The sequence below is a fragment of the Streptomyces sp. NBC_00448 genome, assembly GCF_036014115.1.
Classification (GTDB): domain Bacteria; phylum Actinomycetota; class Actinomycetes; order Streptomycetales; family Streptomycetaceae; genus Actinacidiphila.
In genome coordinates, this window is sequence record NZ_CP107913.1 from 7,026,110 (window position 1) to 7,049,009 (window position 22,900).

Genomic DNA, 22,900 nt, shown 5'->3' on the forward strand with positions numbered 1-22,900 from the left:
GCGCCGGCGAGCGCCGGCCGAGCGCGCGCCGGAAAAGGGCGGGCGGGCGGGGGAGGGCGGGCCGTTACCCTGGTCGGGTGACCGATTTCCCGACTGAGCCCCCGCGACAGCGGCTCCGCGTGCTGGCAGCCATGAGCGGCGGCGTCGACTCCGCGGTCGCGGCCGCCCGGGCCGCCGAGGCGGGCCACGACGTGACCGGGGTGCACCTCGCCCTGTCCGCGAACCCGCAGAGCTTCCGTACCGGTGCCCGCGGCTGCTGCACGCTGGAGGACTCCCGGGACGCCCGGCGCGCCGCCGACGTGATCGGCATCCCCTTCTACGTATGGGACCTCGCCGACCGCTTCCGCGAGGACGTGGTGGACGACTTCGTCGCCGAGTACGCGGCCGGCCGCACTCCCAACCCGTGCCTGCGCTGCAACGAGAAGATCAAGTTCGCCGCGCTCCTCGACAAGGCCCTCGCCCTCGGCTTCGACGCGGTCTGCACCGGCCACTACGCCGCCGTGCGCACCGCCCCCGACGGCAGCCGCGAACTGCACCGCTCCGGCGACGTCGCCAAGGACCAGAGCTACGTCCTCGGCGTCCTGGACCAGCGGCAGCTCGCCCACGCGATGTTCCCGCTCGGCGACACCGCGGCCACCAAGGACGAGATCCGCGCCGAGGCCGAGCGCCGCGGCCTCACGGTGGCCCGCAAGCCCGACAGCCACGACATCTGCTTCATCGCCGACGGCGACACCCAGGGCTTCCTCGCCCAGCGGCTCGGCACCCGCGAGGGTGAGATCGTCGACGAGAGCGGCGCGGTGGTCGGCACCCACACCGGCGCGTACGGCTTCACCGTCGGCCAGCGCAAGGGCCTGCGGCTCGGCGTCCCCGCCGACGACGGCAAGCCGCGCTACGTCCTGGACATCTCGCCGGTGGACAACACCGTCACCGTCGGCCCCGCCGAGGCGCTCGACGTGACCGCGCTCACCGCGATCCGCCCGCGCTGGTGCGGCACCCCGCCGACCGGCCGGGCCGCGTACACCGCGCAGTTGCGCGCCCACGGCGAGGAGGTGACCGCCACCGCCGAACTCCTCGACGGCACCCTGCACGTCACCTTCGCCCAGTCGATGCGCGGCATCGCCCCGGGTCAGGCGGTCGTGCTCTACGACGGCACCCGCGTCGTCGGCTCGGCGACGATCGCCACCACCGACCGCGACCGGGATCGCGACCGGGATCGTGGCCGGAACCGGCCCACCCCGGCCGCCGCCGGACGCACCGCATGACCGACCCGACGACCGATCCCGTGGTGGACTCTGTGACCAGCTCCGCGAACGACTCCGCGACCACTCCCGTGGGCACCCCCGCGGCCGACACGGCGACCGGCGTCGTGACCGGTGCGGCACCCGGCACCGCGGCCGACACGGCCACCACTGCCGACACGGCCACCGCTGCCGCCACCGGTGCCGCCGGGCCGCGGCCGACCCGCCCGCTCAACATCTGCGTGTTCCTCTCCGCCGCCGACCTGCCCGACCGCTACACCGCGCCCGCCCGGGAGTTCGCCGACCTGCTCGGCAGGGCCGGCCACACGCTGGTCTGGGGCGGCTCGGAGTCCGGCCTGATGAAGGTCGTCGCCGACGGTGTGCAGCAGGCCGGCGGGCGGCTGGTCGGCGTCTCCGTCGAGTTCCTGCGCGCCAAGGCCCGCGCAGGCGCCGACGAGATGGTGATCGCACCGGACCTCGCCACCCGCAAGGCCGAACTGCTGCGCCGCTCCGACGCGATCGTGGTGATGGTCGGCGGCACCGGCACGCTCGACGAGGCGACGGAGATCCTGGAGCTGAAGAAGCACGGACTGCACGCCAAACCGGTGGTCCTGCTCAACAGCGCGGGTTTCTACGACGGGTTGGCCGCGCAGTTCCGCAGGATGGAGGAGGAGGGCTTCCTGCCCTTGCCGCTCTCCGAGCTGGTGCACTTCTCCGACGACGGCGCCGACGCGCTGGCCTACCTCCAGGAGCACGCGTGAGCGTCCACCTCGTCACCGGTGCCGGGTCCGGGATCGGCGCGGCGGTGGCCCGAAGGCTGCTGGCCCGCGGCGACGAACTGTGGCTGCTGGCCCGCGACGCGGGCCGGGCCCGGCAACTGGCCGACGCGTTCCCCGGGGCGCGGACCCTCGTCGGCGACCTCGCGGTCCCGGCCCGGTTGTCCTGGGCGCTGGAGAAGCAGGCGCTCCCGGACCGGCTGGACTCCCTCCTGCACAGCGCCGGCACCGTCGACCTCGGACCGGTCGGCGACCTCACCCCGAAGCTGTGGGAGCACACCCTCGCGGTGAACCTCGTCTCGCCCGCCGAACTCACCCGGCTGCTGCTGCCCCAACTCCGGCTCTCCCGGGGCACCGTGGTCCTCGTCAACTCCGGCGCCGGGCTCCAGGCACACGCCGAGTGGAGCGCGTACGCCGCGAGCAAGCACGGGCTCAGGGCCCTCGCGGACTCGCTCCGCGCGGAGGAGCAGGCGCACGGCGTACGCGTCACCACCGTGTATCCCGGGCGGACCGCCACCCCCATGCAGCAGAAGGTCCACCAGCAGGAGGGCAAGCCCTACGACCCCTCGCGCTGGATCGACCCCGAGTCCGTCGCCACGACGGTTCTCTCCGTCCTCGACCTCCCGCGCGACGCCACGATCCCCGACGTGACGCTGCGCCCCGCGCGGTAAGCGGTCCCCCCGGGGCGGACACGCGAACCCCGGCGGCGGGGAGCCGTCTACGCTGCCACCGTGAGCACCGAGGCGACCACCGAGACCAGCGAACGTTTCACCCTGCCCGAGGGCGCCGCGACAGGCGTGGGCTCGATGCCGGGGGGAGACGCGCGAGAATCCGCCCGGGTGGCCACGGAGGCCGTCGGCGCGCTGCCGTACCTGCCCGAGCTGCCGGCCCGCGGCCCGGGCGCGGACATGATCGGCCGCACCCTCGGCCTGCTGGTGGAGCTGTACGCACGGGTGGAGCCCAGCGGCTGGAGGTTCGGGGACCGACCGGGGCGCGACACCAAGCGGGCCAGGTCATGGCTGGGCGAGGACCTGGACGCGCTGGAGGAGTTCACGCAAGGACACCAGGGCCCGTTGAAGATCCAGGCGGTCGGCCCGTGGACGCTGGCCTCGGCCGTCGAACTGCACAACGGCGAGGCGGCGCTACGCGACCCCGGCGCGGTCCGCGACCTGACCGCGTCCCTCGCGGAGGGCCTGACCGCGCACCTCGCGGACGTCCGCCGCCGCGTGCCGGGCGCCGCTCTCCTGCTGCAACTGGACGAGCCGGGCATCACCGCGGTGCTGCGCGGCGAGATCAGGACCGCCAGCGGCTACCGCACCCACCGCGCGGTGGACCGGGCGGTCGTCGAGGGCGCGCTGCGCGACCTGGTCGACGCGGCGGGAGCGGCCGGCGCCGCCGTCAGCGTCCACTCCTGCGCCCCCGAGGTGCCGTTCGCGCTGCTGCGCCGGGCCGGGGTCGCCGGGGTCTCCTTCGACTTCGACCTGCTCACCGAGCGTGACTGGGACGCGTTCGGCGAGGCCGTGGAGGCCGGCACCGCGCTGTTCGCGGGTGTCGTGCCAGGCACGGATGCCCCGTTGTCAGACCCAGCGGGTAGCGTCAGTGGTGTTCGGGCGCTGTGGCGCAGGTTGGGACTGGCACCGGGGGCGTTGGGGTCCTCCGTCGCCATTACCCCGTCCTGCGGTCTGGCGGGGGCCTCACCGGCCTATGCCCGTGCCGCGCTCGTGCACTGCGCGAGGGCGGCACGCTCGCTCGTCGACAACCCAGAGTGACGCCGGAGTGCGGCCGCTTGCGGCCCGATTGGTAGGAGGGACACGGACGTGGCAGCCGAGCAGGAGGCCGGCCGGGCGGACATCCCCGCCGAGGCCCGTGAGGAGCACGCGCGCCTGGCCGAGCAGGTCGAGGAGCACCGCTTCCGTTACTACGTGAACGACGCACCGGTCGTCAGCGACGCCGAGTTCGACCGGCTGCTGCGCCGGCTGGAGGCGATCGAGGAGCGGCACCCGGCGCTGCGCACCCCCGACTCGCCCACCCAGAAGGTCGCGGGCGCTTACGCGACCGAGTTCACCTCGGTCCAGCACCGCGAGCGCCTGCTCTCGCTGGACAACGCCTTCAGCGACGAGGAGTTGACCACCTGGGCCGACCGGGTCGCGGCCGAGCTGGGCCCGCCGGACAACACCCGCAGCCCGTACCACTTCCTGTGCGAGCTGAAGGTCGACGGCCTCGCGGTCAACCTGACGTACGAACAGGGCCGGCTCACCCGCGCCGCCACCCGCGGCGACGGCCGCACCGGCGAGGACATCACGCCCAACGTCCGCACTATCGCCGACATCCCCGACCGGCTGGCCGGCGACCGGGTGCCCGACCTGGTCGAGATCCGCGGCGAGGTCTACTTCCCCGGCGAGAAGTTCGAGGAGCTCAACGCCCGGCTGGTCGAAGGCGGCGACAAGCCGTTCGCCAACCCGCGGAACGCGGCGGCCGGCTCACTGCGCCAGAAGGACCCCCGGATCACCGCCACCCGCCCGCTGCGCATGGTGGTGCACGGCATCGGCGCCCGCGAGGGCTTCGACATCGACTGCCAGTCGCACGCCTACGCCCTCCTCCACGAGTGGGGCCTGCCCACCGCCCGCTACAACAAGGTGGTCGACTCGCTGGCCGCCGTCCGCGAGTTCATCGCGTACTACGGCGAGCACCGCCACGACGTCGAGCACGAGATCGACGGCGTCGTCGTCAAGGTGGACGAGATCCCGCTCCAGGGCCGGCTCGGCTCCACCTCGCGCGCCCCGCGCTGGGCCATCGCCTGGAAGTACGCCCCGGAGGAGGTCAACACCAAGCTCGTGGACATCCGGGTCGGCGTCGGCCGCACCGGCCGGGTGACGCCGTACGCAGTGGTGGAACCGGTCACCGTGGCCGGCTCCGAGGTCGAGTTCGCCACCCTGCACAACCAGGAGGTGGTGAAGAAGAAGGGCGTCCTGATCGGCGACACCGTGGTGCTGCGCAAGGCCGGCGACGTCATCCCGGAGATCCTGGGCCCGGTGGCGGACCTGCGGGACGGCAGCGAGCGGGAGTTCGCGATGCCCGCCGAGTGCCCCGAGTGCGGCACCGCCCTCCAGCCCATGAAGGAAGGCGACATCGACCTGCGCTGCCCCAACGCGCGGCGCTGCCCGGCCCAGTTGCGCGAGCGGATCTTCTACCTCGCCGGCCGCCGGTGCCTGGACATCGAAGCGCTCGGATACGTCGCGGCGACCGCGCTCACCCAGCCGCTCGCCCCCGACCAGCCGCCGATGGCCGACGAGGGTGACCTCTTCGACCTCGACATCGAGCGCCTGCTGCCGATCCGCTCCTACGTCCTGGACCAGGACAGCGGGCTGCCCAAGCGCGACCCGGAGACCGGCGAGGAGAAGGTCGTCACCTTCTTCGCCAACCAGAAGGGCGAGCCGAAGAAGAACGCGCTGTCCATGCTGGAGAACATCGCGGCCGCCAAGGAGCGCCCGCTGGCCCGGGTGATCACCGGCCTGTCCATCCGCCACGTCGGCCCGGTGGCCGCCGAGGCGCTCGCCCGCGAGTTCCGCGACCTGGACCGGATCAAGGACGCCGAGGAGGCCGAGCTGGCCGCGGTCGACGGGGTCGGGCCGACCATCGCCGCCTCGCTCAAGCAGTGGTTCGCGGTGGACTGGCACCTGGAGATCATCGAGAAGTGGCGCGCGGCCGGCGTGAAGTTCACCGAGGAGGGTTCCGACGAGGGCCCCAGGCCCCTGGAGGGACTGACCGTGGTGGTGACCGGCACGCTCACCGGGCACACCCGCGACGGCGCGAAGGACGAACTGGGCGGCCGAGGCGCGAAGGTCACCAGCGCGGTCTCGAAGAAGACGCACTTCGTGGTGGTCGGCGACAACCCCGGGTCGAAGTACGACAAGGCGGTCCAGCTGAAGGTCCCGATCCTCGACGAGGCCGGCTTCGGGGTCCTCCTCGAACAGGGTGCCGACGCGGCCCGCGCGATGGCGGTGAACCCGCCGGAGCCGGCGTCCGACCCGGAGCAGGCGTCCGACCCGGACCCGGCAGCCGATGATCCGGCGCCGGCCGCCGACACGCCGTCCGATCCCGCCCCAGGCACGGCATCCGACGGCGAATCAGACTGACCTAGGGCCTGTCGTTCGGATCTCCGCGGCGTCGCGGCGTCCGGCACGCACATCTGCCGCGTTCTCGTCGGTCGCCGACGCTCCGCGTCGTCTCCCTCCTCCGCCTTGCAGTTGCACGCACCGGACGCCGCTCCTTCATCCACGGAGATCCAAACGACAGGCCCTAGCGCCACATGTCACCCGATCGGCCTATATCAGACGGGGGAGTTCGGGCGCGAACCCACCGGGGCGCACTGAAGCATTGACGGCCGATCGGTGCCCGCGGCGCGCTGTCGCGGCCTACTGTTGAGGAGCGCTCCTGTCGGGGCGGCAGGATCGCGGCGGCCCATCGGCCGAACCGCGTCCCCCGGCACCCGCGCACCTGCTTGCTTCATGGGCTGTGAGAGGGACACGGGTATGGAACCCACGGAGAGTGCCGGAGCGGCACGGCTGCCCCGAAGCAGCGTGGCCGCGCCCGTTCTCCCCGCGAGCCCGGCGCCCTTGGTGCGGTGGGCCGTACTGGTCGCCGCGGCCGCCGCGCTGGCCGCCGGTGTGGGCCGGCTGCTGGACAACGGCGACGCGCTGTTCCCCGGCGGCCGGATCGGCTGGGCGCTCGCCGTCCTCAGCGGGATCATCGTCGGCCATCTCGTCGCGATGGGGCGCGACCGCTGGTGGGGCGGCACCGGTTCCGGTGCCGCCCTCGTGCTCGCGGTGCTGCTGCTGTTCGGCTGGGTGCCCGCGGTGCTGGTCAGCCTCGCGGTGGTGGTGCTGGTCGGCGCCGCCCGCCGGCACCACTGGCGGCAGGCCGGGCTGCACGGCGCGATCGACATCCTCGGCATCGGCGCCGGCGCGCTCAGCCTCGACCTGTTCGGCATCCACCCGTCCGTGGCGCACCCCTGGACGACGGCCGACTGGGGCTGGTCGGCGCTGCCCTGCGTCGTGGTCACCGCACTGGCCTACCTCGCGGCGACCCGGGTGCTGCTGTGGGCCGCGTTCGCGCCGCGCGGCGGGCTGCCCACGGTGGCGCGCACCGCGCTGGTCCGGCAGGGGCTGGTCGGCGCGGCCCTGCTCGGCATCTCCCCGCTGATCCTCGTCGTCGCCTGCGACCAGCCGGCGCTGCTGCCGCTCTTCGCGGTCCCGCTGATCGCGCTCGACTCCACGCTGTGGATCGTGCACGCCCGCGCCGAGGAGCAGTTGCGCGACCCGCTCACCGGCCTGCCCAACCGCCAGTGGCTGCTGGAGCGCACCTGGTCCGCGATCGACGCCGCGCGGACCGTCGGCCGCGCCGAGCCGGGCGAGCCCGCGCCCGCGGGCTGGGGCCGGGTCGGGCTGATCCTCATCGACCTCGACAAGTTCCGGTCGGTCAACGACACCCTCGGGCACCTGGCCGGCGACCGGCTGCTGCTCCAGGTCGCCGACCGGCTGCGGCTGGCCCTGCCGCGCGGCGCCGAGGCGGCCCGGCTCGGCGGCGACGAGTTCGCGGTGCTGCTGCCCGCCTGCGACTCCGCCACCCGCGCGCAGCGGATCGCCCGCACCCTGGTCGCCGCGCTCGGCTCACCCCTCAGCCTCGACGGGCTGACGCTGGTGCTGGAGGCCAGCGCCGGCGTCAGCGTCTTCCCCGAGCACGCGTCCGACGCGGAAGGGCTGCTGCGCCGCGCCGACGTGGCGATGTACCAGGCGAAGCGGGACCGCAGCGGCGCGGAGGTCTACGAGGCCACCCGCGACGCCAACACCCCCGACCGGCTGGGACTGCTCGGCGACCTGCGCAGGGCGCTGGACGCGGGCGACGTCGAACTCCACTACCAGCCGAAGGTGCGGTTCGACGGCCAGGTGGCCGGGCTCGAGGCGCTGGTCCGCTGGGAGCACCCCGAGCGGGGCCGGGTCAACCCGGAGGAGTTCATCGCGATGGCGGAGACCTCCGGGCTGATGCCGCGGCTCACCGAGTACGTCCTGGACACCGCGCTCGCCCAGATCGCCCGGTGGCGGGCGATGGGCCTGGACGTCCCGGTCGCCGTCAACGTCTCGCCGCGCGACGTGCACAGTCCGGGGTTCGCCGGGGCGGTGGCCGCGCGGCTGGCCCGCCACCAGGTGCCGCCCGGCTCCCTCCAGCTGGAGATCACCGAGCACGTCCTGCTGGAGGACCCGCAGCGTGCCGCCGACACGCTCAACGGGCTCACCGGACACGGCGTGAAGATGTCCCTGGACGACTTCGGCACGGGCTACTCGTCGCTGGTGCACCTGCGGCGGCTGCCGGTCAGCGAGCTGAAGATCGACCGCTCGTTCGTGGCCCGGCTGATCGCGGACGCCGAGGACGCGGAGATCGTGCGCTGCACCATCGACCTCGCGCACTCCCTCGGGCTCATGGTCGTGGCCGAGGGAGTCGAGGACGACGAGACGTGGGAGCGGCTGCGGGACCTGCGGTGCGATGCGGTGCAGGGGTGGCTGGTCGCCGCCGCGATGCCCGAGCAGGAGGCGACGCACTGGCTTCAGGCGCGGGGGGACCGCGGCTGGCAGCGGCCCGCGGCGGCGCTTCCCGCGAAGCGGGCGTAGCGCCCCTGGTCCGTACCCGCTTCCGCGGAGGCACCCCCCCGGGGGGGAAACGGGGTGCGGGGACTTCCGCGGGGCACCGTAGGATTGGGCACCCATTGACATCTCACCCCGCAGAGGACCGCTGCATGCCTGGCATCACGCCCGAGGAGGTCGCCCACCTCGGCCGGCTGGCGCGGATGGAGCTGTCACGCGAAGAGTTGGACCACTTCGCCGGACAGCTCGACGACATCATCGGCGCCGTAGCCCGTGTATCCGAGGTGGCCGGCGAGGACGTCCCGCCGACCTCTCACCCGCTGCCCCTGACCAACGTGATGCGCTCGGACACCGTCCGGCCGTCGCTGACCCCGCAGCAGGCGCTGTCGGGTGCGCCCGCGCAGGAGCAGCAGCGCTTCAAGGTCCCGCAGATCCTGGGGGAGGACTGACGCCGTGACGGACATCATCAGGCTCACCGCCGCCGAGACGGCGCAGAAGATCGCGTCCGGCGAGCTGACCGCGGTCGAGGTGACCGAGGCGCACCTGGCCCGGATCGAGGCCGTGGACGAGAAGGTGCACGCGTATCTGCACGTGGACCGGGAGGGCGCGCTCGCCCAGGCCCGCGCGGTGGACGCCAAGCGCGCCGCCGGGCAGGAGCTGGGCCCGCTCGCCGGGGTGCCGCTGGCGCTGAAGGACATCTTCACCACCGAGGGCGTACCGACCACCGTCGGCTCCAAGATCCTGGAGGGCTGGCTGCCGCCGTACGACGCGACGGTCACCAGGAAGCTGAAGGCCGCCGACGTGGTGATCCTCGGCAAGACCAACATGGACGAGTTCGCGATGGGCTCCTCCACCGAGAACAGCGCGTACGGCCCGACCGGCAACCCGTGGGACCTCACCCGTATCCCGGGCGGCTCGGGCGGCGGCTCGGCCGCGGCGCTCGCCTCGTACCAGGCGCCGCTGGCGATCGGCACCGACACCGGCGGCTCGATCCGGCAGCCCGCCGCGGTCACCGCCACCGTAGGGGTGAAGCCGACCTACGGCGGGGTCTCCCGCTACGGCATGGTCGCCTTCTCCTCCTCGCTCGACCAGGGCGGCCCGTGCGCGCGCACCGTGCTGGACGCGGCGCTGCTGCACGAGGTGATCGCCGGCCACGACCCGATGGACTCCACCTCGGTCGACGTCCCGGTGCCGCCGGTGGTCGAGGCCGCCCGCAACGGCGACGTCAAGGGCCTGCGGATCGGCGTCATCCAGGAGTTCGGCGGCGAGGGCTACCAGGCCGGCGTGGTCCAGCGGTTCGACGAGTCAGTGGAACTGCTGCGCGAGCTGGGCGCCGAGATCGTCGAGCTGTCCTGCCCGTCGTTCACGTACGCGCTGGCGGCGTACTACCTGATCGCGCCGTCGGAGTGCTCCAGCAACCTGGCCCGCTTCGACGCCATGCGCTACGGCCTGCGGGTCGGCGACGATGGGACCAAGTCCGCGGAGGAGGTCACCGCGCTGACCCGCGAGGCCGGCTTCGGCCCCGAGGTCAAGCGCCGCGTCATCCTCGGCACCTACGCGCTCAGCTCCGGCTACTACGACGCCTACTACGGCTCCGCGCAGAAGGTCCGCACCCTGATCACCCGCGACTTCGAGCGCGCCTTCGAGCAGGTGGACGTCATCGTCTCGCCCACCACGCCCACCACGGCGTTCCCGATCGGCGAGCGCGCGGACGACCCGCTGGCGATGTACCTCGCCGACCTGTGCACCATCCCGGTCAACCTGGCCGGCAACGCGGCGATGTCGCTGCCGTGCGGCCTCGCCCCGGAGGATGGTCTCCCGGTGGGCCTGCAGATCATCGCGCCCGCGCTCAAGGACGACCGGCTCTACCGGGTCGGCGCCGCAGTAGAGGCCGCCTTCGTGTCGAAGTGGGGCCACCCGCTACTTGAGGAGGCACCGCAGCTATGAGCACCCAGACGAAGTCCGCGGCGAAGAGCACCAGCGGCAAGCACAACGGTTCGGCGGACCTGTCGGCCAAGGGCGGCAAGAGCAAGAGGGGCACCTACCTGTCCATCGGCACCTCGCTGTTCAGCGCCTTCACCGCGGTGAAGAAGGTGCGTTCCGCCCGCAGCGAGGAGGACAACCTCCAGCTGATCGACGCCGTGCTGCGCGCCGCCGCGGTGACCACCGGCATCGTGCTGCTCGTACGCGAGCTGCGCCGGCTGAGCGATGACGACGTCCTTGCGGACTGACGGACCGACGGAGAAGAGGTACAGGGAACAGTGACCGTCACGGACCTGCTGTCCTACGAGGACGCGCTCGCGTCGTACGACCCGGTGATGGGCCTGGAAGTCCACGTGGAGCTCGGCACGCGGACGAAGATGTTCTGCGGCTGCTCCACCGAGCTCGGCGCCGAGCCCAACTCGCAGGTCTGCCCGACCTGCCTGGGCCTGCCGGGCGCGCTGCCGGTGGTCAACGAGATCGGCATCGAGTCCGCCATCAAGATCGGCCTGGCGCTCAACTGCGAGATCGCCGAATGGTGCCGGTTCGCCCGGAAGAACTACTTCTACCCGGACATGCCGAAGAACTTCCAGACCTCGCAGTACGACGAGCCGATCGCCTTCAACGGCTACCTGGACGTCCAGCTGGAGGACGGCGAGATCTTCCGGGTGCTCATCGAGCGCGCCCACATGGAGGAGGACACCGGCAAGTCCACCCACATCGGCGGCGCGACCGGCCGTATCCACGGTGCCTCGCACTCCCTGCTGGACTACAACCGGGCCGGCATCCCGCTGATCGAGATCGTCACCAAGCCGATCGAGGGCGCCGGCGCCCGCGCACCGGAGGTGGCCCGCGCCTACGTCGCCGAACTGCGCGAGCTGATCAAGGCGTTGGGGGTGTCCGAGGCCCGGATGGAAATGGGCCAGATGCGCTGCGACGTCAACCTGAGCCTGCGCCCGCACGGCCGGGAGAAGTTCGGCACCCGCAGCGAGACGAAGAACGTCAACTCGCTGCGCAGCGTGGAGCGGGCGGCCCGCTTCGAGATCCAGCGGCACGCCGCGGTGCTCTCCTCGGGCGGCACCATCGTGCAGGAGACCCGGCACTTCCACGAGGAGGACGGCTCCACCGCCTCCGGCCGGATCAAGGAGGAGGCGGAGGACTACCGCTACTTCCCCGAGCCGGACCTGGTGCCGGTCGCCCCGGCTCGCGAGTGGGTCGAGGAACTGCGGGCCGGGCTGCCCGAACTGCCGCTGGCCCGCCGAGGGCGGCTCAAGCAGGAGTGGGGCATCTCCGACTTCGAGATGCAGTCCGCGCTCAACGCCGGTGCGATCGACCTGATCACGGCCACCATCGACGAGGGCGCGGACGCGGCCTCGGCCCGCAAGTGGTGGATGGGCGAACTGGCCCGGCACGCCAACGAGACCGGTGCGGAGCTGTCCGCGCTGGCGATCACCCCGGCGCAGGTGGCCAGGGTCGCCGCGCTGGTGGCGGCCGGCGATCTCAACGACAAGCTGGCCCGGCAGGTCATCGAGGGCGTGCTGGCCGGCGAGGGCGACCCGGACCAGGTGGTCGACAAGCGCGGGCTGAAGGTCGTCTCCGACGACGGCGCGCTCGGTGCGGCCGTCGACCAGGCCATCGCGGACAACGCGGCGGTCGCCGAGAAGATCCGCGGCGGCAACCTCGCGGCGGCCGGCGCGCTGATCGGCGCGGTCATGAAGCTGACCCGCGGCCAGGCGGACGCCAAGCGGGTGCGCGAACTGGTGCTGGAGAAGCTCCAGGGCTGACCCGGAGGACGTCTCCAGGGCGACCTGGACGACACGCCCGAGGAGGCGGCACCCCCGATCCGGGGGTGCCGCCTTTATCCTTTTCGGACAGTTGTGAGGAGCAGCACGAAAGCCGCAAAGGATCTCTTTCTCCTGGCACAGTAGGCGGCACGTATCGCCACGGGACACGCGGGGCGTACCGACCACGCAACCGCACCCGCAAGGGGACAGCAGCCCATGGCCGTACTCGCCCGGTGGTGCCTCAGCCGCCGACTCACCGTCGTCCTGCTGTGGCTCACCGCACTCGTGGGACTCACCGCCGCTGCCACGGTCGCCGGCTCCGCGTACTCCCAGAAGTACGAAGCGCCGAACACCGAGTCCAGCCACGCCGCGGACCTGCTGCGAACCGCGTTCCCCGGACAGGCCGGCGACTCCGACTCGATCGTGTGGCACACCGAGCACGGCACGGTACGCGCCGGCGCCGTCGAGCAGACCATGACGAAGGTGCTCGACCAGGCCCGCGCCCTGCCCGGCGTCACCTCCGTGATCAGCCCCTACGGCTCCTCGGGCGCCGCCCAGATCAGCTCCGACGGCCACACCGCCTACGCCACCGTCGGCTACGGCAAGGACGCCGACGGCGTCAGCCGCGGCCAGGCCCAGGCGCTGGTGGACACCGCCAAGGCGGGCCAGGGACCCGGCCTGGAGGTCGAACTCGGCGGTGAGGCGGTCGGCAACACCGAGGCGGCCAGCGCCCACCTGAGCGAGGTGGTGGGGGTCGCGGTGGCCGCGGTGGTGCTGCTGGTCGCCTTCGGGTCGTTCGCGGCGATGCTGCTGCCGATCGCCACCGCGCTGATCGGCTGCGGCACCGCCTACATGGGCACCGTGCTGCTCGGCCACGCGATGACCGTCGCCGACTTCGCCCCCATGCTCGGCATGCTCATCGGGCTGGGCGTCGGCATCGACTACGCGCTGTTCATCGTCACCCGGCACCGCAAGGGCCTCAAACGCGGGCTGTCCGTCGCCCGGGCCGCCGAGGAGGCGGTGGCCACCACCGGCAAGGCCGTGGTCTTCGCCGGCGGCACGGTGTGCGTGGCGGTGCTCGGCATGCTGCTGCTCCGGCTCAGCTTCCTCAACGGCGTCGCGGTCGCCGCCTCGCTGACGGTCCTGCTCACGGTGGCCGCGTCGGTGACGCTGCTGCCCGCGCTGCTCGGCTTCATAGGCCAACGGGCGCTCAGCAGCAGGGAGCGGCGGGCGCTGGCACACGGCGGCGGCTGCCAGGCCGCGCAGCACCGCCGATCCGAGGAGCACGCCGGTTGCCGCGGCGCCGACACCCCCGCGCAGCCGGCCACCGGCGTCGCCGCGCGCTGGTCCGGGTTCGTCTCCCGGCACCCACGGCTGCTCGGCGCGCTCGCCGCCGTCGTCATGGTGGTGCTCGCGCTGCCCACCTTCTCGCTGCACATGGGCACCTCCGACCAGGGCAACGACCCCTCCACCGCGACCACCCGCAAGGCGTACGACCTGCTCGCCGACGGCTTCGGGCCCGGCACCAACGGCCCGCTCACCCTGGTGGCCACCACCGACAGCGCGGGCGCGCTGGTCGCCCTCGAACACCTGCCGCAGACCCTCCGGGACACCCCAGGCGTCGCCTCCGTCAGCGGCCCCGACATCGACGCCTCCGGCAGCACCGGCGTCATCACGGTGGTGCCCGACAGCTCCCCGCAGTCCACCGCCACCTCCCACCTGGTCGACGAACTGCGCCACGACGTGCTGCCGACCGCGGAGAAGGGCACCGACCTCCAGGTCTACGTCGGTGGTTCCACGGCCAGCTACGACGACTTCGCCGCGGTGGTGATCGGGAAGCTCCCGCTCTTCGTCGGCTGCGTGGTGGGGCTGGGCTGCCTGCTCCTGCTGCTCGCGTTCCGCTCGATCGGCGTCCCGGTCAAGGCCGCGGTGATGAACGTCGCCGCCGTCGCCTCCTCCTTCGGCGTGGTCACCGCGATCTTCCAGTGGGGCTGGGGCAGCGAATGGCTGGGCCTGGGCCGGGCCGGGCCGATCGAACCGTTCCTGCCGGTGATCCTCGTCCCGGTGCTGTTCGGGCTCTCCATGGACTACCAGGTCTTCCTGGTCAGCCGGATGTACGAGGAGTGGCGGGAGACCCGGGACAACCGCCGGGCGGTACGCGTGGGGCTCGCCGAGACCAGCCGCGTGATCAACTCCGCGGCGGTCATCATGGTCGCGGTCTTCCTGGCGTTCGTGCTCAGCGGGGACCGGGTGATCGCGATGTTCGGCATCGGCCTGGCCGCGGCGGTCGCCCTCGACGCCTTCGTGCTGCGCACCCTGCTGGTCCCGGCGCTGATGCACCTGCTCGGCCCGGCCAACTGGTGGCTGCCGGGCTGGCTGGACCGACGGCTGCCGCAGCTCAACATCGAGACGGTGCCGACCGCGCGGCCGCCCGCCGCCGCACCCGTCCCGTCACCGGCCGGCGCCGTGCCACCGGGCGCCGTGCCGCCGGGCACGGTACCCGCAGGCGCCCTGACCGCGGTCGAGCCACCCGCGGGGCGCGTCACCGTATGACCGCGGCGGATCACCGGGGCGCGTGACCCCGGCGCGTGCCCGTACCCGGGCGCGGTCCGGCTCAGTCCGTTCGACGCCGACTAAGGCGCCCTCAGGTGTCCTATAAGGCGTCTAAGGCCCCGCGCGTTCGGATAAGGCACCGGCTAAGGCGCATCTGAGTACTGCCTAGGCAGATCGTGCGGCCGCCTAGGCACATGAAGGCCCCGGCAGGCAGCGGAACTTCGGGAAGCTGCCCGATGTGGCCGACCCCCCTTGGAGACGAAGCTAGGAGGCACAAAGAGAGCAGCACTTCCAAGGAGCAGCCAGATGTTTGCTTACGAACTCCACCAGGCCCGTAGCGCCGAACTCCGCCGTCGCGCCGATGAGCGTCGCCTCGTCGAGGAGGCGAAGGCCGGTCGCGCCGCGCAGCGCCGGGCCCGCGCCCAGGCGCGCCGCGCCCAGCCGCACACCGCGGCGCGCACGGACGCCGAGGGGGCGTCTCCCTCCGATCGCGCCGGCACCTCCCGGGTCGGTTCCACCGATCGCTCCGGCGCGGGCTCCCTCGGCCGCGTCCACCGGGCCCCGAGCCCGCGTGGCGCGGCATGACCACCCAGCCGGCGACCCGGGGTGCGGCGAGGAACGGGCCCGCCACCGCACCCCGGGCCGTAATCGGTGTCGCTACAGGCGCCGGGCGTGCGATGCTCGGAAACGTGCAGACGCAGTCCCTCAGCCCCGAGTTCATCGGCCGCGACACCGAACTGGCCCGGCTTGTCGCCGCGCTGTCCGCCGCCGACGGCTGCGAGCCGCAGGCGGTGCTCATCGGCGGCGAGGCGGGCGTCGGCAAGACCCGGCTCACCGAGGAGTTCATGGCGGCGGCGCGTGCAGCGGGGGCCGTCACCGCCATCGGTGGCTGTGTGGAGATCGGCGCGGAGGGCCTGCCCTTCGCGCCGGTCTCGACCGCGCTGCGCCACCTCTACCGCACCCTCGGCACCGAGCTGACCAGCGCCGTGGCCGGCCAGGAGGCCGAACTCGCCCGGCTGCTGCCCGAACTGGGGGACAGCGGCGCCGGCCGCCGCGACCAGCACGACGAGGAGGGCCGGGTCCGGCTCTTCGAACTCACCGCCCGCCTGCTGGAGCGGCTGGGCGCCGACCGCACCCTCGTCGTGGTCGTCGAGGACCTGCACTGGGCCGACCGCTCCACCCGCGAACTGCTCTCCTACCTGTTCCGCTCGGTGCAGCGCGCCCGGTTGCTGATCGCCGCCACCTACCGCAGCGACGACATCCACCGCCGGCACCCGCTGCGGCCGTTCCTCGCCGAGACCGACCGGCTGCGTACCGTCGAGCGCATCGAGCTGAGCCGCTTCAGCCGCGACGAGGTGGGGCGCCAGCTCACCGCGATCCTCGCCGAGACCCCGGGCGAGGCGGTGGTCGACGACGTGTTCGCCCGCTCCGACGGCAACCCCTTCTTCGTCGAGGAACTGGCCTGCAGCATCCGCGGCGACTGCCTCAGCGGCATCAGCGACTCCCTGCGCGACCTGCTGCTGGTCCGCGTCGAGCAGCTGACCGAATCGGCCCAGCGGGTCGCGAAGTTCGTCGCCGAAGGCGGCAACGCCGTCGAGTACCGCCTGCTGGACGCCATCACCGGCCTGAGCGAGGACGACCTGCTCGACGCGCTGCGCACCGCCGTCGGCGCCAACATCCTGCTGCCCTCCGACGACGGCGACGGCTACCGCTTCCGCCACTCCCTGGTCCGCGAGGCGGTCGGCGACGACCTGCTGCCCGGCGAGCGCAGCCGGATCAACCGCCGCTACGCGGAGGCGATCGAAGCCGACCCGTCCCTGGTCCGGGCCGGCGAGCGCGCCGCCCGGCTGGCCAGCTTCTGGTACGCCGCACACGACCCGGCCAAGGCGCTGCCCGCCGTGCTGCGCGCCGCCGTCGAGGCCCGCGACCGGCGCGCCTACGCCGAGCAGTACCGCCTGCTGGAACGCGCCCTCGAACTGTGGGACACCGCGCCCGCCGAGGTCCGAGAAGCGCTGCGGCTGGCCGACTTCGTCGAGGCGTACGCCCCACTGGTCCGCGCCGAGTACACCTCGGCGGCCCGTACCGGCGACCCGGAACGGCCGATCCACTTCCTGGACCTGCTCGCCGAGATCACCGTCGCCGCCCGGCTCGGCGGCGAGCGCGAACGCGCCTACACGATGGCCAAGCGGGCGCTGCGGCTGATCGAGCTGGACGGTGCGCAGGACCCGCTGCGGGCCGCCTGGTTCTGGTCCCAGCGCTCCCGGCTGATCGAGGACCTGGGCCGCGGCGACGGCTGGGAGGAGCTGGGCAGGGCACAGGAGCTGGTCCGCGGGTTGCCGTCGTCGGCCGCGCACGCCGAGGTGCTGGCGCAGACCGCCGGCTGGATCATGATCCACAACCCCAGTGCCGCGGGCATCACCGCCGCCGAGCAGGCCGTCGAGTTCGCCCGGCGGGCCGGGACCCGCGACACCGAGTTCCAGGCACGGATCACCCTCGGCGTCCTCCAGGCCGACTGCGGCGACGTCGAAGGCGGCATCGCCGAGATGGAGGACGTGCTGGCACAGGTCGTCAAGTTGTCGCTGCCGAGCCTCATCGCCCGCGCGCACGGCAACCTCGCCTCCGTGCTCGAAGGCGCCGGCCGATCCGTGGACGCGCTGCGGGTGGCCCGCGCCGGGCAGACCCTCGCGGACTCCCAGATCTCCGGGCTGACCCGATCCTGGATGCTCCTCGACGAGGGCGAGTCGCTGCTCTCGCTCGGCCGCCTGGACGAGGCGGCGGCCTGCCTCACCGAGGCCAACCGGCTGGTCCCCAGCGCCTATCTGAAGGCGGGCGGCGAGCTGCTGTTCGGCTTCCTCGCCCTCATCACCGGCGACATCGACGCCGCCGCCGGGCACCTTGCCGCCGCCGCGGACGGGCTGCGCAGTGACAGCCAGCCGCAGCACCAACTGCCGCTGATGCTGCTCGGCATGCGAGTCGCGCTCGCCCAGGGCCGGACCGCCGACGCCGGCGCGGAACTGGCACGCGCGATCACGCACGGCTTCCCGCTCGGCTCGTCCCGGTTCGCCTGGCCGATCATGGTCACCGGCGCGCGCATCGACCCCGAGGCCGTACGCTCCGCCGCGGCGCAGCTGGCCCGGCCCACCTCGCTGAGCCGGGCCTACGCGGCACTGCTCGACGCCGAACTCGTGGGCGACGACACCGCGTTGTGGGCCGCGGCCGAGGATGCCTTCGCCGCCGAGGAGCGGCCGCTCGAACTGGCCCGGGTCCGGCTGTGCCGCGCCGAGGCCCTGCTCGCCGAGGGCGGAGCCGGCGCGCGCGACGAGGCCGGCCGCCTGCTCGGCCTCGCCACCGCCACCGCCACCGGGATCGGTGCGGTGCCGCTGGCCGGGCGGGTCGCCGAGCTCGCCCAGCGCGCGCGGCTGCGCACCGCCCCCGAGGACCCGGTCCGCACCCTCGGGCTCACCGCCCGCGAGCGCGATGTGCTGCGCCTGGTGGCCGACGGCCGTACCAACCGGCAGATCGCCGAGGAACTGTTCATCTCCCCGAAGACGGCGAGCGTCCACGTCTCCAACATCCTCGCCAAGATGTCCGTGTCCACCCGCACGGAGGCCGCGGCGCTCACCCATCGCCTCCAGCTCTTCCCGAAGGCGCGATAGCGCGATAGCGCGAGGGCCGAGCGCCGCCGGGAGCAGCGGCCCCTTGCGGCGGCCGCCCGGCCGCTGCTTGCCTGCGGCCCGGTCGCGCGCCGCCTGGTTGGCCGTCGGCGGGGTCAGGAGACGGTTCAGGAGACGGTGAGTCGGAGGACGCGGTCGTCGCCGGAGTGCGCGGTGCCGCGGTCGTCGGTGTTGCTCGTGGTGAGCAGCAGCGTGTGGTCGTCGAGCGCGACGACGGTACGCAGCCGACCGTACTTGCCGTCGAGGAACGCCTGGGGTGCGGCGGACGCCTTGGCCCCGGCCAGCGGGACACGCCACAGCCGGCCGCCCTTGAGGGAGGCCATCCAGATGCAGCCCGCCGCGTAGGCGATGCCGCTGGGCGAGGCGTCGGCGGGGTGCCACTGCTCGACCGGGTCGACGAAGCCCGGGTGGTGGGCGATGCCCTCGACGGTGGGCCAGCCGTAGTTCTTGCCCGGCTCGATCCGGTTCAGCTCGTCCCAGGTGTCCTGCCCGAACTCCGAGGCCCACAGCCGCCCTTGGTCGTCCCAGGCCAGGCCCTGGACGTTGCGGTGGCCGGGGGAGTAGACGAGCGAGCCGGGCGTCGGGTTGTCGGTGGGCACCTCGCCGTCCGGCGTCATCCGCAGGATCTTGCCGCCGAGCGAGGACATGTTCTGCGCGAGCGACCGCTGCCCGGTCTCGCCGGTGCCCGCGTAGAGGTCGCCGTCGGGCCCGAAGGCGATCCGGCCGCCGTTGTGCAGGGAACCGGTGGGGATGCCGCGCAGGATCGTGTCGGGCGCGCCCAGTTGCTCACCCTTGGGCCGCGACGGGTCGTACAGGAAGCTGGCGATGCGGTTGTCGGACTCGGTCGAGAAGTAGGCGTAGACGAGGTGGTCGGAGCCGTAGTCCGGTGAGACCGCCAGCCCCAGCAGGCCGTTCTCGCCGCCCTTGGTGTGGGTGACGCCGGGCACCAGGCCGATCTGGGTGACGGAGTGCGTCTTGGGGTCGATCCGTGAGATCCGGCCGGTGTCGCGGGCGGCCACCAGCAGGCTGTCGTCGGGGAGTTGGACCAGGCCCCAGGGGGCGCTCAGCCCGGTCGCGACGGTGGCGGTGACCTTCACGGTGCCCTTCGCGGGCGGCGTGGACGCCGGGGCGGACGGGGTCGCGCCCCCGGAGGGCGCGGCACTGCCGCCCGCGGGCGGCAAGGCGGGTGCGCTGCGCCCCGTCGGATGCGCCAGGTTGGGCGAGGCCGACGAGGAGCACCCGCCGACCAGTACCGCCGCCAGCACCCCCGCGACCCACGCCCCACCGCGCGCCGACGCCCGTACGGACCTGCCGCTAGCCTTCACCGTCAGCTCCCGCAACCGTCGATCCACCAGTTCTGCCGGACCCGGTTCCGCCGGGCCCCCACCAGCCAAGCACACCACATCTCGCCCTGGTGAAGGGCCCGTTCACGATCAGCGGGACAGCGGCACGCGGCCGGACGGGCAGCGGGGGCATCGGTGAACCGGCGTCCGGTGCCGGGGACCCGGGTTCGCCGGGGCCCCCGGACCCGCCGGGGCCGCTTCGCCGCGGATTCCGGTGGGCCCTGGCCGTGTGGGGGAGTCTCCCCTCGCCTGACGGCTGGGGGCGCCCGTATCGCCTTGCGATCTGGGGGCCCATGAGCCCTGGGTCGTGGGGGAGGGTCGGGCACCGCGGGCTCCGTCCACCGGGCGGACGGTGCCGCCTTCCTCACACGGCCGAGCCGTAGGGAGTCGTGGGGTCAGTTCCACGAGCCCTGGGTCGTGGGGGAGGGTCGGGCACCGCGGGCTCCGCCTACCGTGCGGACGGTGCCGCCTTCCTCACACGGCCGAGCCGTAGGGAGTCGTGGGGTCAGTTCCACGAGCCCTGGGTCGTGGGGGAGGGTCGGGCACCGCGGGCTCCGCCTACCGTGCGGACGGTGCCGCCTTCCTCACACGGCCCAGCCGTATGGACCCGCGGGGTCAGTCCCACGACCCCTGGGCCGCCGGCAGCGCGGCGATCTCGGCGAGGTCGGCCGCGGTCAGGACGAGGTCCGCGGCCGCCGCGTTCTCCGCCGCCCGGTCGGCCGACCTGGTGCCGGGCACCGGCACCACCGAGGGGCTCTGCGCGAGCACCCAGGCGAGCGCGACCTGCGCGGCCGTCGCGTCGTGCCGGGCGGCCACCCGGCGCAGCCCGGCCACGATCGGCTGGTTCGCGGCCATCATCTCCGCGGTGAAGCGCGGGTGCCGGGCCCGCATGTCGTCCCGCTCGAAGCCCTCACCGGGGGTGAGCGTGCCGGTCAGGAAGCCGTTGCCCAGCGGCATCGCGGCGAGGAAGCCGATCCCGCGCGCCACGCACCACGGCAGCAGCTCCGCCAGCGCCTCGGGCGCCCACACCGACAACTCCGCCTGCACGCAGCCGACCGGGAAGACCTGCTGGGCCCGGCCCAGCTGGCGGATCGTCTCGTCGTGCAGCCGGCCGCGGCCCGCCCGGCCGCCCCTGCTCCGCCCGCCGCGCGCGCCCACCGCGCACAGGCCCAGCGTGCGCACCTTGCCCGCCGCGACCAGCTCGGCCATCGCCCCCCACGTCTCCTCGACCGGCACCTCGGGATCGATCCGGTGCAGCTGGTAGAGGTCGATCGTGTCGGTCTGCAGCCGGCGCAGCGACGCGTCGCAGGCCCTGCGGACGTACGACGGGCGGCCGTTGGCCACGATGTGCTGCTCGCCGACGAGCAGCCCGCACTTGGTGGAGACGAACACGTCCGCCCGCCGCTCCTTGAGCACCCGTCCGAGCAGCAGCTCGTTGGTGAACGGGCCGTACATGTCGGCGGTGTCCAGCAGGGTGACCCCCGCGTCGAGCGCGGCGTGCACCACCCGCAGCGAGTGCCCGCCGGACCGGCGCCCGCCGGGCGCCTGCGCGCCGTCCTGCCGCGAGGCGCTGTAACCCCAACTCATCGGCATGCAGCCGAGGCCGACCGCGCCCACGTCGAGCGCCGTGGCCCCGACCCTTCTGCGCTCCACCCGTCACAACCTCCTTGCGCCGCCCCACTGTGCCATAGCCTCCTGACCATGAACGACACCACCCGAACCGACCCCACCCCAGGCCAGAGCGCGTCCACCGACCGCCCCACGGTGTGGCTGTCCCTGCCGCCGGCCGAGATCGACGGACTTCCGGACGCCTTCGACTACGTCTTCTGGGACGGCGCCGAGGAGTTCCCGGCCGATCCGGCCGACGCCGCCTTCTACGTCGTCCCGTACATGAAGGGCCCGGTCGCCGGCGGGCGCCCGCTCGCGCGGATGCGCAACGTCCGCGTGGTGCAGACGCTCAGCGCCGGCGTCGACCACATCGCGCCCCACCTCGGGCAGTTGCCGCCCGGCGTCCAGCTCTGCAATGCCCGCGGTGTGCACGAGGCCAGCACCGCCGAACTCACCGTCGCCCTCATCCTCGCCTCGCTGCGCGGCATCCCCCGCTTCGTGCGCGGGCAGGACAACGAGAAGTGGTACTCCGGCTTCTACCCGGCGCTCGCCGACCGCCGCGTGGTGATCGTCGGATACGGCTCGATCGGCGCCGCCGTCGAGGACCGGCTGGCCCCCTTCGAGTGCACGGTGGAGCGGGTCGCCCGCACCGCGCGCTCCTCGCCGCGCGGCCCGGTGCGCGCCATGGACGAGCTGACCGGGCTGCTGCCGGGCGCGGACGTCGTGGTGCTCACCACCCCGCTCACCGAGCAGACCCGCGGTCTGGTCGACGCCCCGTTCCTGGCCGCGATGAAGGACGGCGCACTGCTGGTGAACGTCGCGCGCGGGCCGGTGGTGGACACCAAGGCGCTGCTCGCCGAGACGGAGTCGGGGCGCCTGATCGCGGCGCTCGACGTCACCGACCCCGAGCCGCTGCCGGCCGGCCACCCGCTGTGGCACGCGCCGGGCGTGCTGATCAGCCCGCACGTCGGCGGCAGCACCTCCGCGTTCCTGCCGCGCGCCCAGCGGCTGGTGCGCGCGCAGTTGGAGCGGTTCGCCGCGGGCCTGCCGCTGGAGAACGTGGTCGCCGAGAGCTGATCGCCCGCCGGCGGCCGAACGCGCCGCGAGGCGGCGGGACATGGCCTGGTACGACCGGCAACCCCCTGACGGTTACACACAGTAGGAAGTACCTATCCCAGAGTGACCAATCTGGTGTATCGTCGGCATTCGGGGGCACGTCGTGACCGAACGACCACGGGCGCGGCGCTGTGAACGACGACAGAGTGAGGGGGGCGGGCGATGCAGGACCGACAGCGAGAACCGATCA

At 73.4% G+C, this 22,900-nt stretch carries 16 protein-coding genes; 14 read left to right on the forward strand and 2 right to left on the reverse strand.

What is annotated here, in order from left to right; translation table 11 throughout:
• Positions 1-77: 77 nt before the first annotated feature.
• The 13 genes from mnmA to OG370_RS30435 all read left to right on the forward strand — a co-directional run bounded on the left by mnmA (position 78) and on the right by OG370_RS30435 (position 18,625).
• Entirely contained in the window at positions 78-1,262 is a 1,185-nt protein-coding gene (gene mnmA / locus OG370_RS30375; protein ID WP_328469837.1) for a tRNA 2-thiouridine(34) synthase MnmA, read from the forward strand.
• A gap of 212 nt (positions 1,263-1,474) precedes the next feature.
• Positions 1,475-1,999, forward strand: coding sequence for a TIGR00730 family Rossman fold protein (locus OG370_RS30380; RefSeq protein ID WP_328474556.1), 525 nt, complete (start codon positions 1,475-1,477; stop codon positions 1,997-1,999).
• Complete coding sequence (locus OG370_RS30385; protein ID WP_328469839.1) at positions 1,996-2,685, forward strand: SDR family oxidoreductase; 690 nt, start codon at positions 1,996-1,998, stop codon at positions 2,683-2,685. Before OG370_RS30380 ends, OG370_RS30385 begins: the two co-directional genes overlap by 4 nt.
• Before the next feature lie 60 nt (positions 2,686-2,745).
• Positions 2,746-3,783: a methionine synthase gene (locus OG370_RS30390; RefSeq protein WP_328469841.1), complete on the forward strand. Its 1,038-nt coding sequence runs from the start codon at positions 2,746-2,748 to the stop codon at positions 3,781-3,783.
• Positions 3,784-3,831: 48 nt separating this feature from the next.
• Positions 3,832-6,150, forward strand: coding sequence for an NAD-dependent DNA ligase LigA (ligA, locus tag OG370_RS30395; RefSeq protein WP_328469843.1), 2,319 nt, complete (start codon positions 3,832-3,834; stop codon positions 6,148-6,150).
• Positions 6,151-6,546: 396 nt separating this feature from the next.
• Entirely contained in the window at positions 6,547-8,679 is a 2,133-nt protein-coding gene (locus OG370_RS30400) for a putative bifunctional diguanylate cyclase/phosphodiesterase (protein ID WP_328469845.1), read from the forward strand.
• A 125-nt stretch (positions 8,680-8,804) separates the two neighbouring features.
• Complete coding sequence (gene gatC, locus OG370_RS30405; RefSeq protein WP_202236395.1) at positions 8,805-9,101, forward strand: Asp-tRNA(Asn)/Glu-tRNA(Gln) amidotransferase subunit GatC; 297 nt, start codon at positions 8,805-8,807, stop codon at positions 9,099-9,101.
• A gap of 4 nt (positions 9,102-9,105) precedes the next feature.
• A complete protein-coding gene (gene gatA, locus OG370_RS30410) occupies positions 9,106-10,599 on the forward strand; it encodes an Asp-tRNA(Asn)/Glu-tRNA(Gln) amidotransferase subunit GatA (RefSeq protein ID WP_328469848.1) in 1,494 nt (497 codons plus the stop codon).
• Complete coding sequence (locus tag OG370_RS30415) at positions 10,596-10,883, forward strand: hypothetical protein (protein ID WP_328469850.1); 288 nt, start codon at positions 10,596-10,598, stop codon at positions 10,881-10,883. The genes gatA and OG370_RS30415 overlap by 4 nt, the downstream gene beginning before the upstream one ends.
• 30 nt (positions 10,884-10,913) lie before the next feature.
• The gene (gene gatB, locus OG370_RS30420; protein ID WP_328469852.1) at positions 10,914-12,416 is read left to right on the forward strand and encodes an Asp-tRNA(Asn)/Glu-tRNA(Gln) amidotransferase subunit GatB; all 1,503 of its coding nucleotides are present in this window, start codon (positions 10,914-10,916) and stop codon (positions 12,414-12,416) included.
• Positions 12,417-12,632: 216 nt separating this feature from the next.
• Positions 12,633-14,969, forward strand: a complete 2,337-nt coding sequence (locus tag OG370_RS30425; RefSeq protein WP_328469854.1) for an MMPL family transporter — start codon at positions 12,633-12,635, stop codon at positions 14,967-14,969.
• 306 nt (positions 14,970-15,275) lie between these two features.
• On the forward strand, positions 15,276-15,554 hold the full coding sequence (locus OG370_RS30430) for a hypothetical protein (protein ID WP_328469857.1): 279 nt from the start codon (positions 15,276-15,278) through the stop codon (positions 15,552-15,554).
• Positions 15,555-15,646: 92 nt separating this feature from the next.
• The gene (locus OG370_RS30435) at positions 15,647-18,625 is read left to right on the forward strand and encodes a helix-turn-helix transcriptional regulator (protein ID WP_443060771.1); all 2,979 of its coding nucleotides are present in this window, start codon (positions 15,647-15,649) and stop codon (positions 18,623-18,625) included.
• Between the two features lie 125 nt (positions 18,626-18,750).
• On the opposite strand, the gene OG370_RS30440 is transcribed toward OG370_RS30435, so the two are convergent.
• The gene (locus OG370_RS30440) at positions 18,751-19,968 is read right to left on the reverse strand and encodes a PQQ-dependent sugar dehydrogenase (RefSeq protein WP_443060772.1); all 1,218 of its coding nucleotides are present in this window, start codon (positions 19,966-19,968) and stop codon (positions 18,751-18,753) included.
• A 633-nt stretch (positions 19,969-20,601) separates the two neighbouring features.
• The gene (locus OG370_RS30445; RefSeq protein WP_328469861.1) at positions 20,602-21,639 is read right to left on the reverse strand and encodes an aldo/keto reductase; all 1,038 of its coding nucleotides are present in this window, start codon (positions 21,637-21,639) and stop codon (positions 20,602-20,604) included.
• A 111-nt stretch (positions 21,640-21,750) separates the two neighbouring features.
• Between OG370_RS30445 and OG370_RS30450 the strand changes: the two genes are divergently transcribed.
• A complete protein-coding gene (locus OG370_RS30450; RefSeq protein ID WP_328474560.1) occupies positions 21,751-22,671 on the forward strand; it encodes a 2-hydroxyacid dehydrogenase in 921 nt (306 codons plus the stop codon).
• Positions 22,672-22,900 lie beyond the last annotated feature (229 nt).